Below are 13,393 nucleotides of genomic sequence, written 5' to 3'. Positions count from 1 at the left end.
TGGTATAAAACAATTTAATTATACGACTTACAAAATTACATTTGGGCAAAAAAAAGATGAAAAACATTTTTTACTTATTTATTGTAAGCTTCTTTTTAATCTCCTGCTCAGACGAAGAAATTGATTATTTTACGCCATCTAATGCATTAATCGATAGCAAAGTAGATTTTACAGTAATAGACTCTATCTCCTTTACCATGTCTACACTTAAAATAGACAGTTTAGCAACCGATTTGTATAGTAAAATTTTAGTAGGTCAATATCAAGATCCCTATTTTGGAAAAACAACTGCAAGTGGTTATGCTTATTTTGTACCCTCTAGTTATTATATAGATAATACTTATGTGTTTGATAGTATCGTACTGAATTTAAAATACTCAGGATATTATTATAATGATACGCTTTTACAAAAAAAGATCCAAGTTTATGATATTAGTAAGAGAATTAAATATAGAAATGGTCAAACCAATTATTACAATGCGCAAGAAATTCCGACTATAAATTTATTAGGAGAACGCACTTTTTATCCTAGAATAGCAAAAGATAGTGTAAAAATAACCTTAGACGCTGCTTTTGGGGCTTTAATTTTTAATAAGATTAAAACAGGGGCAATTAGTAACCAAGATGAATTAAATGAAGTGTTTAAAGGACTAAAAATAACTCCCTCTTCAGATGAAAATGCCTCTATGATATCTTTTGATATATCAAATTCCTATCTTCGTTTTTATCATTCTGATCCTTCCGATCCAGGAAATGCACTAAGTTATGATTTTGAATATTCTGATTTTTCTACTTACAGAAATCATTTTTCAAATATTCAGAGCGATAGAACAGGAACAAATTTACCGGTTGATTTTTTAAATCAAGAAAACGAGATAGATGAAGCCAGTTTAAATCATCTTACTTACATTCAAGCCGGAGTAGGAATTACAACTAAAGTGACTTTCCCTAGTTTTAAAGAAAGCATGAACAATTTAGGAGGCAATATTTACAAAGCCGATTTAAAAATTCCTTTAGATAAAAATCTGTATAATAAAAATCTCTATGTAGGAGATTCGCTTCGGGTTTTTGTAGTAGATATAAACAATGAAGTAGTTAGTAGCTTAATTGATAGTAATGGAGCACAAGTAAATGCTTATATTAAAAATGAAAATCCGGAATTTAATGAAGCCTACCTAACAGTTGCAATTGCGCCCTTTTTACAAAATATTCTTTCTAATAATTATTATAGAAACTACGGACTCATATTCATGCCCTTTAACCACGGTATTACCACTAATAGATTGCTGTTAAATAGTAACCATCACTCTAGAAATAAAGCCCAAGTAAAACTGACACTGCTCTACTATGATAACGAATAAGTTAATCCTACCCCTTTTGTTTTTTTTCGTATTATTTACCAAAGGATATGCCCAAAGTAATAATCTTACTTCTTCTCCATATTCGCTTTTTGGATTAGGAAATAACAACGATGCCAATACAGGTGTTACCAATTCATTAGGTAGAGCTGGAATTGCATTGTCTAGTGATAAAGAAATAAATAACTTGAATCCAGCTTCATTAGCTAGTATCCATTTAAATACCTTTTTTTTAGATGTAGGAGGAAAAGGAGAATGGAACAATTATGGCGATAAAACCAATCAAGGAAAAGCTTACTCTTTGGTTTTTTCCAATTTAAGTATGGCTTTTCCTCTCAATTCAAAATCAGGACTAAGTGTGTCTTTACAACCTTTTACAGAAGTGGGTTATACCTTTAATGGTTTAGTAGAAAATATAAATGGAACACAAGAACAATATTATAGTTTAATAACAGGTAGTGGTGGTTTAAACAAGTTTACCATAAATTATGGAAGAAAAATAACTTCAAAATTAAATATGGGACTCACTTTTAAATACCTATTTGGAACCATTAAACAATCGGAAACAGTTTTTTTAGATGGTGATTATCTTCTTTTTGAAGATACTAATTTTTACAAAGGAGCACAGCTAGGAGCAGGACTACAATATCAGGTTACGCCTAGTTTACGTTTGGCATCGGTTGTAAATATCTCCAATAATTTAAAAGCTACCCGAGATAGAGAAGTGAATCGCATTGTAGGCGAAGCGTATTATAATATTGAAAGCACAGAAGATGTAAGAATAGATAACTACACACTTCCTACCGATTTAACCTTAGGCTTACAATATACTTTTAAGAATTATAGTTTTATTGCAGATTATAAAAGAAGTTTTTGGAATGCTACTAATCTAAAAGACAATACGGGTTCTTATACAGATGCTAATCTATTTAGTTTGGGATTAGAATATACAGGAAAAGAAAGTCTTATAACTAGGAATAGTAAGCGATATAGAATAGGTTATTACTATGATGATGGAAGTATAAAAATAAATAATAACAAAATTGCTACAACTGGACTCACACTTGGTTTAGGGTTGCCATTAGGAAGTTCAAAAAATGTACTCAACTTTGCTTATTCTTATGGTATAAAAGGTATCGTTTCTAATATTTTAGTACAAGAACAATTTCACTCTTTAACTGTTAATTTAAGCTTTGCTGATAATTGGTTTAGAAAAAGAAAAATTGATTAAAAGAGTAAAAGTATAGCCGATTTTCAATACGTTGCTTTGAGTGTAAAGTTTGGATGCGCTTGTTTCCTACCATTCAAAACAGGCAAAGCAACATTTTTAATAAGTACACCCTATGGGTAAATTTTAGTTGTTTTTTTAGAACATTTTATTCCTTTTTAAAACAGCACATTTTGTAATAACGATACAAATGATCATAGACCAGCAATTCATATTCGCGTTGTCGAGAGGTAAATTGTCGGTTGAGCATCATGTGAATGTGACTGCTTAAAAAAGAAAATAATTCAATTTCAAGCTCTTTTTTAAGAGAAACAATCGTGTTTTTTATTTTTTCATTTTTTAAATAAACACTTTCATAAATAGGATTAAAATGTTCTTTTTTATTTTCTGTTAAAATGGAAATAATGAAGCTTTCTAACTCTCGATAATGTTTGTCCAATTCTTTTTTTAGGGTTTTATCTGCTTGAAATTCCTTTTTAAAAGCGAGTTGCATTCGATCCAAAAGTTTTAATTTTTCTTTTTGGTCTAAACCAAAAAGCGTTAGAAATTGATCGATAGACAAAAAACTAAATAAAAGAGAAGTACTTTCTTTTTCAAAATAAGGTTTTAACCCTATATAATCTTGTATTAATTCGCTATCCGCTTGAAAAAGACTTTCCGACAATTCATAAGAGTGTATGCCATAGCGTTCCCATTCGCGAGAATAAGTATCCGTTTGAATTTTCCAGATGAGGTTTTCCTTTTGTAGCACTGTAAAAACAGCATATAATTTACTAATGACTGAGCCTAATTTTTCTGCTTGATCTACTTTAAAACGTAATCTTAGATGAGCATCTGGATCGTTATAACGAATAAAAAACCATTTAGAAATAGAGTTGTCATCAAGTAATTGTTGGATGGTTTCTTTTAAATAATCATGTAAAATAAAATCGGCTGTTTTTACTCCACAATAAATTTTGTAATACAACCATTCACTACCTAAACTAAATTCTCTATTCATATATTAATTTTATTTTCAATGTCAATGTCAATAATCAAATTCAATGCTCTTATTTTAACTCCTTATAAAAAGACACAATAAATTGATTGGCATAATTAGCATTCTCTTTGTCTGTTACCACACTATCATTGGTAAATAAAAACTCTTCAAGTATAACTTTACCGTTTGTATTTACTGTCTTTTGCATGATTTCAAAGCAAATTTCTTGTTCAAGATCTAATAATAAAGTATTATCACCACTAACGATAGTAACATATTTTGGAATTTGGTTTTGGTTTTTCCAATTTGTGAAAACAGTTCCAAAATAAATACCTTCCATGTCCTTTTTATAAATGTACCATTTGGCTTTCGCTAAAATAACTCCTTTATAGACGACTCTCGGAAAAGTATTGTAATGATAGGGTAGATGTCCCCAATCGAATTTATAAACAGGATGAGTATGTTGACCTTGTAAATCACATAAAAAATGATAAATAGGCAATGAATTACTACTATAATTATGTGCATTAGACAAACAAGGAATTACTTGTTTATTGTGTTTTTTTGATCGTAAAATAACAGCATTATTTTCAATGCGAATATACAAATCACTAATTTCAATTTGCTTTTCTTTTGGAAGGGTACTATTTGATAAATACGGAATTTCGTAAACTCTCAACACAGGTCTTCTTAAAATATTACCCGTTCTCGATTCGGGTATATGAGCAATTTCAGCCAAAATTACATCTTTAGAGAATGTTGCTTCCTTATCGGTAATTTCTTGCGCTAATTTGCCAATAGTTGCTTGTCCATTACTAAAGCGACCTATTAACTTAGCTGCACTAAAATTGCCTAACGATTCTATAACTACGGTTTCCTCATCATCGATTTTTACCATTTCAAGCATAGCAGAAAAAGTAGGAGGTAATGGTTCGTTTTTAGAAACAAAAGATTTAAAATCGGTATCATGTAATTCCAAAATGGAATCTTTGTTGACCAATGCATTTTTTAATTGGTTTTCCAAAGTATAATCAAATGCACTCCATTTTTCTTCTGTAGCAGTTGAAGAATTTTTTTTATGTATAGAAAACTGATCCAAAAGAGCATGAGAATCATTCATTTTTACCTGTTGAAGATAGCCGATACCTGTTTCTGTATCCAAAACTACCGTAAGAGGCATTTCTTTAGTTTCATAACGGTGTAGAAAGGCTTTTTTAAAAGCTTCTAAATTTTGATTGACCGAACTTGTTTGCGTTCGTTCTAAGAAAGCAATGGCTTGTTGGAGTTGTTTTTTAACTTTATAGTTAAGTGTACACTCATGGGTTGTAAGATACAAATCGGTTTGTAAAAGATATTTTTCGTCAAAATCAATTTCTAGCGTTTTTACTTTTTCAGTAATTTGTTTACTCAGCTCAAAATGATTTTCAATAGTCATTTGTTGTAATAACAAATTGATTTCTGTAATGTTTTGTGTTACTGATGCAATATCATTTACATTTGCTAAAATAGCAAGTACCCTTTCAATCTCTTTGTCACCTGTAACGGTTGCTTCTAGATTACTAATTAAAAATTGATTATCGATGAGGTCATTAATAAAACTAAAAGCTTCTTCTCTTTCCGATTCATCAGAAATAAGGACATCTACTAGTGCTTTTCTACTTTTTCCTTCAACAGCATGACGGTAAAGAATAGCTAAAAATTCATTCTTACGAATAGCCGATAAGATGTGTTCTCTTCTTTTTTTTACAAATTGGTATTCCACATAACGATAAAAATTACCCACTTGGTAAAGCGACGTATTAGGAAAATACAAAAGGCCATCTCTTACACTTTCTTTTTTACCCAGTTCTTGTAGCAAATGCGTCCAAAAAAGCATGTCAAACTGCGTATGCGTGGTGTAGTTTTTTTGCGATTGCAATTGAATAGTGGTTTTGCTATCAAAACGACCTGTGGTACAACCTGCAAATAAGCCAAAAGGTGTCGCTCGAGAAGAAATACGTGCAAGGTATTTTAATAAAGCAATTTCTAAAGATTTAACTTTATCAGCGGGATATTGAGAAGGATTCTTTTTATATTTCTCTAATTCGCTTACTAATTCTGGAGAAGCTAAGGCTATTGCGTTTTTAATGTATAGATTATCTAAAGTGGCAAACAAATTGTCTTTACTATAGTTTTCTAAAAGAGATACATAATAAGAAACGGGCAATAGAGGCGTTCGTAAAATAAAATTAGTAAAGGCAGAAAAGTTATTCATAACGGGTTTTAAATTGCAAATAAAAAATTCTAAATTTCAATGTAAATAGCGACTTCAATGTCAATGGTAATTTCAAAAATCAACCTACTTTTGTCATGCTGAGGTATGAAGACTCTCATGTGATGTTTCTTTTCGTTAACCTGATAAGTTTTTAATTGTTTTTAAAGAGGAACACAGATTTAAGAAATGAAAGAAATTTATAAAATCTATATTAACCTTTTAAAAGGACAAAAGAAGCCCAATAATGGGAATATTCTCTTAATTTTTGTGCGTGACTTATACTACAGCAAAGTAGTAGAAGTAATAAAGTGTTTTTTTTCATGTTTGTTTGTATTCTAATTTTTGCGCTATAAACTTTAATCTATATTTTTGTTTTTCTTCTTTTTACTCATTTCCTCAGCCATTTTCATAGCATTATAAGTATTTAAAATTTTACCCGATTTACATAATTCGGAAAAATGAACTAATTCATTTTCTGTGCCCGGTTTTACTACCATTTTATCTATCGTAACACCCGATTCTAAAATTATCTTTTTTACTTCTTGTACCGTTAGATTAGGATAATACAACCAAATTAAAGCAGCTGTACCCGAAACCATAGGCGCAGCTAACGAAGTTCCAGAGTCATAAGTATATTGATTATCTGGAATGGCTACATAAATATCTTCCCCTGGAGCAAAAAGATCTACGTTGTTTTTTCCATAATTGGAAAATGGGGAAACCATGGTACTATCTGTTCTTTTGGAGATGGAGCCAACAGTAATAAGGTTATTAACTATTTCTGTTGAATTTGTATAATTAAAATCTGTAGGGTAAAAGGTGGTTAAATCAATATTAGACGATGCGTTGCCTGATGTATGAACTACTAATACATTTTTATCTTCAGCATATTGTAAAGCAGTTGTTACTATTTTTTGATTTAATGAGAATTCCTTACTAAAAGACATGTTTATTACTCTAGCTCCATTATCAACAGCATAGTAAATGGCATTTGCAATATCTTCATCGTGTTCATCTCCAAATGGTGAGATAATTAAAGGCATTACCTGAATATTATTATGAAATCCTTTAACACCTTTATTATTATTTCTATTTGCAATAATAATACTAGAAACTTCCGTATTATGTTTTTTCAGTCTCTCATGTGAGTCAAGACTATTATTCCCATATCCTTTTTCTAAATGATGATTTTTTATTCTTATTCTATCATCATAATCAAAATTCAATAATTTTTTTACAATAGAATCTTTGTGTTTGCTTGAATTTTCCATTTGTTCTATTGTAAAATTTAATTTTTTAATCATTTTCATGTAAAAAATTAAATCAGGAAATTCTCTACTAGGATCATTGTTATTAACTCTTTCTACAAATGTTTTGTTGTTAGTTTTGTGTATTTGATACAAACTATCTAATTGTCTTGTTGTATAATCTTCTTTTGGGAAATAATATTTTAAAGTGTCTTTAGCAGGATAATAAGCAGAGATAAGTATTCCTTCAGCTTTTAAATATTCTGTATAATAATTGTACTCACTTTCATACTTTTTTAAAGCTCTTTTATATTCTCTATATAAAGGAGTATTTATATATTTAAGACTATCTCTTCCTTGGAAAAGATCCTTATTCTTTTTGATAAACCGTACAAATTCAAAATTCGAAAAAGCTTGTATGTTATTATTACCCACTCCTATAAAATTCCAGCCATTACGATCATCAATGTAACCATTTTTATCATCGTCAATGCCATTATTAGGGATTTCTTTTTCATTTATCCAAATCTGATTTTTCAAATCTTCATGATCCAAATCTATTTGGGTATCTAATGTGGCAACTATGATTGTGTTACTTGTTTCTTTAGAATTTTCACTATACCATTTTTCTAAAGAAACACCATTAGAATTACTATTAAAATGCCATTCATTTGTATTGACAATGTTTGATTGAGAAAAACAGTTTACAACAAATAATAATGAAAGAAGGTGTATTTTCATTATTAATGCGTTTTTTTTCTACTCATTTCCTCAGCCATTTTCATAGCATTATAGGTATTTAAAATTTTACCCGATTTACATAATTCGGAAAAATGAACTAATTCATTTTCTGTGCCTGGTTTAATGACCATTTTATCTATTGTAACACCCGATTCTAAAATTATTTTTTTTACTTCTTGTACGGTTAAATTAGGATAATACAACCAAATTAAAGCGGCTGTTCCCGAAACCATAGGTGCAGCTAAGGATGTTCCAGAATCATGTTTGTAGGTATTGTTTGGTGCCGCAACATATATTTCTTCGCCAGGGGCAAATATATCTACGTTGTTTTTGCCATAATTGGAAAAAGGGGAAACCATAGTACTGTCAATCCTTTTAGAAATAGATCCAACATTGATGAAATTTGTAGTTATTTCTTTTTCCTCTGTAAAAATATAATCAGAAGGAAAATAAGCTCTCTTATCTACATTTAAATTGCTATTTCCTGAGCTGTGTACTATTAAAACGTTATGTTTCTCAGCATAAATTAGTGCCTCAGAAACCCAATCTTGATTTAATGAAAAGTCTTTGCCTATAGACATATTAATTACTTTTGCACCATTATCAATAGCATAACGGATTGCCATAGCGATATCTTTGTCGTATTCATCCCCAGAATTTGAAACTACTAAAGGCATTACTTTGATGTTTTCATGAAATCCTAATAAACCGACATCATTTTTTCTGTTTCCAGCAATAATACTTGTAACAGCAGTATTATGACCAAGTTGAAATTTATTGTTATTAAGGATATGATTACCATAGCCTTTCTCTAAAATATTTGGATTGTCTTTAATATAAGTTCTAGGATCATATGCTATATTTAACTTTGTATTAATAGTTGAGTCCGTTTCATTTTTAGAAACAATTAAATCATTTAACTCTTTTTTGCCAATTTCATAACTAGCCATTATGTTAAATATTAGTGCACCTAAATCTTTGTCGTTATCGTCTCTTCTTTTATCATAAGATTTATCATTTATCTTATATTTATTATATAAGCTATCTAGTTGTGCAATAGTATAATTTTCCTTTGGAAAAAAGTACTTCAAGGTATCTTTACCCTTTTGCCAAATAGAGATAGTATATTCTAATGATTTTAAATAATCTTTATGAAATTCGGAATAGTATGTATGGTGTTTTAAAGCTCGCTTATAAGTGTTGAATAAAGTAATAGAATCAGTTGTAACTTCTTTTTTGCCTTCAAAATATGGATTATATTTTCGTACTATTTTAGTATATTCATAATTACCATATCTTAAGTATTGTCCATTAGGTTTACCTATAAAATTCCAACCATTATAATCATCAATGTAACCATTTTTGTCATCATCAATACCATTGTTTGGAATTTCCTTTTTATTAAACCAAAGTTGACCTTGTAAATCTTCATGAGCTAAATCAATTTGAGAGTCTAATGTGGCTACTATTATTTCATTTTTAGTTTTTTTAGTATTTTCATTATGCCATTTTTCTAATGAAATACCATTAGAATTACTATTAAAATGCCATTCATTTGTATTGACAATGTTTGATTGAGAAAAACAGTTTACAACAAATAAGAATGAAAGAAGGTGTATTTTCATTATTAATGCGTTTTCTTTCTACTCATTTCCTCAGCTATTTTCATAGCATTATAAGTATTTAAAATTTTACCCGATTTACATAATTCAGAAAAATGAACTAACTCATTTTCTGTACCTGGTTTAATAACCATTTTATCTATCGTAACACCCGATTCTAAAATTATCTTTTTTACTTCTTGTACGGTTAAATTAGGATAATACAACCAAATTAAAGCAGCTGTACCCGAAACCATAGGTGCTGCTAAGGATGTTCCAGAATCATAGGTATATTGATTATCTGGAATGGCTACATAAATTTCCTCACCAGGAGCAAAAAGATCTACATTGTTTTTTCCATAATTGGAAAATGGGGAAACCATAGTGCTGTCAATCCTTTTAGAAATGGAGCCAACTGTGATGAAGTTTGATGAGAATTCATTTACTTCGCCATATTTTACATCATTTGGATAGAATAAATATTCATCAATACTTTTTCTATTATTACCTGAGCAATGAACAATTAAAACATTATGTTTTTCAGCATATTTGATTGCCTCAGAAACCCATTCTTCCTCTAAAGAGAACTCTTTTCCAAATGACATATTAATTACTTTAGCCCCATTATCTACTGCATAATAAATTGCCATAGCAATGTCTTTGTCATGTTCGTCACCAGAGACAGAGGTTATTAATGGCATTATTTTAATATTTTTATGAAAGCCTTTTACTCCTTTTTTAATTTTATTATTAGGAGCAATTAAACTCGAAACTTCAGTATTGTGGTCCTGTATTTTTTTAAAAGAGTTTAAAAAATTATTGCCATATCCTTTTTCTAACTTGCTTGGATTATCATTTATAAAATTTCGATCTAAAAATTCTACATTTAAATTTTGATTTATAATGGAATCCATTTGATTTTTCAAGTCTTCAATTATTTCTAGCTTTTTATTGTTAAGTTGATAATTAGAAAGCATATAAAGAATTAATGATGAGAAATCTTTATCTTTATCTTTTCTTCTGTCATAAAAGTCTTTATCACTTTTGTTATACTTCTTAAATAAACTATCTAATTGATTAGTAGTGTAATCTTCATTTGGAAAATAATGTTTTAGAGTGTCTTTAGAAAGAGGAAACATTTCAATTTTAAATTGGAGATTTTTTTTGTAGTTTTTGTAATAATCAAGATAATAATCTAAATAAGTTTTAGCAACTGAATATTGATTAAAATCTTTTAATTGAGATTTTGTAATTTCAGATTCTTTTTTGTTTTTAAAAATGCTATCCCATTTTTGAATAATTCTTACATATTCAAAATTACCATATGCAAAATAACCTCCATTTGGTTTTCCTACAAAATTCCACCCATTTATATCATCAATATATCCATTATTGTCATCATCAATCTTGTTATTTGGTATTTCATCTTTGTTAACCCAGATTTGATTTTTAAAATTCTCATGTTCAAGGTCAATTTGAGTATCTAATATGGCTACTATTATTTCTTTTTTAGTTTTTTTAGTATTTTCATTGTACCATTTTTCTAAAGACAAACCATTAATTGAATCTTTAAAATGCCATAAATCAACCGTATCAATTGTTGATACAGTTAATTTACTTTTTAAATTGTTTGTTGATGAACAACTAAAAGCAATATATATAAAAAAATATAAAAGTGTCTTAGAATTGCACATTTTGAAAAACTATTTAATTAGATCCACCAGGATTTGGATTAGGGTTAGGATTATTGGGGATTTTTGGATTGTTTGGTTTTGGTTTATCTGAAGCGTCAGGGTCTCTTGTATCTGTAGTTGTACATATATTTGATGAATCTCCTGCTTTAATAGATTTTAAATTATTCAATTTTGCTACTTCAAACTTTTCAAAAATAAACTTTTTGTTTTTAGATTTTTTCATGTGATTAAATTTTTTTGATAATATTTGCAAATATATATTGATGATTAAAAAAACAACCAAAAAGTTAAAACAAGTTTCTCGGAATTCATGAATATCGAGTTTTTTTGTTTTTTAAAATATTGAAAATAAGTGTTTTAAGCATTGTTTAATTCTTTGATAAAATAAGAAGGTTTTATACCCGTTTTCTTAAAAAAAGCTTTGGAAAACGATTCAGCTGTATTAAAACCTGCTTCTTCTGCTATGGCTGAAATAGTATATTTACGTAAACTTGTATTGTTTTTTAATTCCTGAACAATACAATCTATTCTGAGATCATTTATATAGTTACTAAAACTTTTCTCTTTTTTAGCATTTATAACTACTGAAAGGTATTTAGCATTCGTATTGAATTCTTGAGCTAAATTTTGAATTGTAATGGATGGATTTAAATAGCCTTTATTTTTTTCGAAAATATTTAATTGTTTTATTATCATTTCTATTATATCTTCTGCAATTCCAATATTTTCCTGATTTGTTGGTTTTAGATGTATATCATTAATTTCTTCTTTTACTAATGAATCATTTTTGATTAAATTTTCAAAACGAAATTTATATGTTTTTTTTAATTGAAATTCTCTTAAGGCAAGGAATAATATACCCAAAACTAAAATGCTTAAGATTAGTATTACATAAAAATGATTCTTTTTTTCATTTTTTAATTCTGTAATCAAAATTTCTTTATCTTCAACTAAATGAGGAAAGTCATATTCATCTTTTAATAATTTATTCCATTTTTTATATCCTTTTTGTAATGTACTGTCTATTTTCATAAAAGTAGTTAAATATTCTAATTGATTTATTTTATCTCCTTTTTCTTTATAAAAATTAATTAGGAAATTATAACCGCTGACAAATTCTGGAGTAATAATTTTTCTTACTTTATAAATTGAATCTACCTTTTTATAATATTTTATGGCTAATTTGTTATCTCCTAAACCTTCATAACATTTGCCATAATAATAATAAGTGGCTAAAATATTTCCATAATCTTTTGATTTTATAATTTCTTCACTACCTCTAGTAACACTATCTAGAGCTATTTTGTACGATTTATTCATTACTTGATTAGCTCCTTCATTTAAAATAAATAAACTTTTAGTATAATTATCGTTAGATTCTTTTGATATTTTATAACCAAGTCTATTATAATAAGAAGAAGAGTCAATATTTTGTTTTGCTTTATGAGCATCTGCGAGGATAAATGTTAATCTTTTAAAATAATATAGATAATAAGGATCATTTAAATTTTTATCTTTTAAATATTCTTTATATTCATTATATAATACCATAGCTTCATCAATTTCTCCTAGAATCTCAGATTTAAAAATTCCAATTAAATACTTGGATTTATAATAATTGTCCAAATTGTTTTCTTCTTTAGCATATTTTTCTGCTTTTAAGTAGTTTAATACAGTTTCTTCATATTTATTTAAATCAGTAAAGAGTTTAGCTTTTTCGACATATGCTTCAAAAGGGAAATAGAAATCACCAGAATTATTAGAATATTTAATTACACTGTCGAGGTATTTTATAGATTTATTTTTATCTGACTCTCTATCAAAAAGAGAAAATAGGTAATAACCTCTAGCTATCTCAATGTTTTTATTTTCTATTTTACTTTTTTTTATATAAAAATCAGCAATTTTTTTTTGCTCTGTTATATTATTTTTATAATCGAAGTATAAGTCATAAAGTTCATCATAACTCAATTTTTTTAAATCTTCTTCATTTACTTGCCAAAAAAAAGATTGAAATAAGAATAGAAAACTAAATAAAAAGAAATTTTTCATTAAAAAATTATGTTTGATTTTTTGTTTGAATTTAGAAGGTGTAAATATCTTATTTTTCTTTTAAATGAAAGCGTTTTTAAACTTAAATTCAGGAAAAACCAGTCGAAATTCGTGAATGTCGAGTTGTTTTGCTTGTATGAATTATTTTCATCTTCTACATTTGTCTCAACAAAATAACAAAACGTTTTTGTTTAATTCTTGTAGCTACGAATTTGAGGGAGTAGTCTTTTTCCCAAAGA

9 protein-coding genes are annotated in these 13,393 nt (G+C 28.1%); 2 read left to right on the top strand and 7 right to left on the bottom strand.

What is annotated here, in order from left to right:
- Positions 1-56: 56 nt before the first annotated feature.
- Together HALO113_RS06365 and HALO113_RS06360 are read left to right on the top strand one after the other, a co-directional pair.
- Positions 57-1,361, top strand: coding sequence for a DUF4270 family protein (locus HALO113_RS06365; RefSeq protein WP_159778226.1), 1,305 nt, complete (start codon positions 57-59; stop codon positions 1,359-1,361).
- On the top strand, positions 1,348-2,589 hold the full coding sequence (locus tag HALO113_RS06360; RefSeq protein ID WP_159778225.1) for a hypothetical protein: 1,242 nt from the start codon (positions 1,348-1,350) through the stop codon (positions 2,587-2,589). The genes HALO113_RS06365 and HALO113_RS06360 overlap by 14 nt, the downstream gene beginning before the upstream one ends.
- 145 nt (positions 2,590-2,734) lie before the next feature.
- On the opposite strand, the gene HALO113_RS06355 is transcribed toward HALO113_RS06360, so the two are convergent.
- The 7 genes from HALO113_RS06355 to HALO113_RS06325 all read right to left on the bottom strand — a co-directional run bounded on the left by HALO113_RS06355 (position 2,735) and on the right by HALO113_RS06325 (position 13,154).
- A complete protein-coding gene (locus HALO113_RS06355; RefSeq protein ID WP_159778224.1) occupies positions 2,735-3,586 on the bottom strand; it encodes a thiopeptide-type bacteriocin biosynthesis protein in 852 nt (283 codons plus the stop codon).
- Between the two features lie 49 nt (positions 3,587-3,635).
- On the bottom strand, positions 3,636-5,819 hold the full coding sequence (locus HALO113_RS06350; protein ID WP_159778223.1) for a lantibiotic dehydratase family protein: 2,184 nt from the start codon (positions 5,817-5,819) through the stop codon (positions 3,636-3,638).
- Between the two features lie 356 nt (positions 5,820-6,175).
- Positions 6,176-7,807, bottom strand: coding sequence for a S8 family peptidase (locus HALO113_RS06345; RefSeq protein ID WP_159778222.1), 1,632 nt, complete (start codon positions 7,805-7,807; stop codon positions 6,176-6,178).
- 2 nt (positions 7,808-7,809) lie between these two features.
- Positions 7,810-9,432 carry a S8 family peptidase gene (locus tag HALO113_RS06340; RefSeq protein WP_159778221.1) on the bottom strand — a complete coding sequence of 541 codons (1,623 nt, stop codon included), beginning with the start codon at positions 9,430-9,432 and terminating at the stop codon, positions 7,810-7,812.
- Between the two features lie 2 nt (positions 9,433-9,434).
- On the bottom strand, positions 9,435-11,102 hold the full coding sequence (locus tag HALO113_RS06335) for a S8 family peptidase (protein WP_159778220.1): 1,668 nt from the start codon (positions 11,100-11,102) through the stop codon (positions 9,435-9,437).
- 13 nt (positions 11,103-11,115) lie between these two features.
- Positions 11,116-11,325: a hypothetical protein gene (locus HALO113_RS06330; RefSeq protein WP_159778219.1), complete on the bottom strand. Its 210-nt coding sequence runs from the start codon at positions 11,323-11,325 to the stop codon at positions 11,116-11,118.
- Between the two features lie 134 nt (positions 11,326-11,459).
- Entirely contained in the window at positions 11,460-13,154 is a 1,695-nt protein-coding gene (locus tag HALO113_RS06325) for a helix-turn-helix domain-containing protein (RefSeq protein WP_159778218.1), read from the bottom strand.
- Between the last annotated feature and the right edge of the window lie 239 nt (positions 13,155-13,393).

It is taken from the genome of Flavobacterium sp. 9AF, assembly GCF_902506265.1.
Lineage (GTDB): Bacteria > Bacteroidota > Bacteroidia > Flavobacteriales > Flavobacteriaceae > Flavobacterium.
Note: the sequence above shows the minus strand (reverse complement) of the source record. Positions and strands in the feature narration are given on the sequence as shown.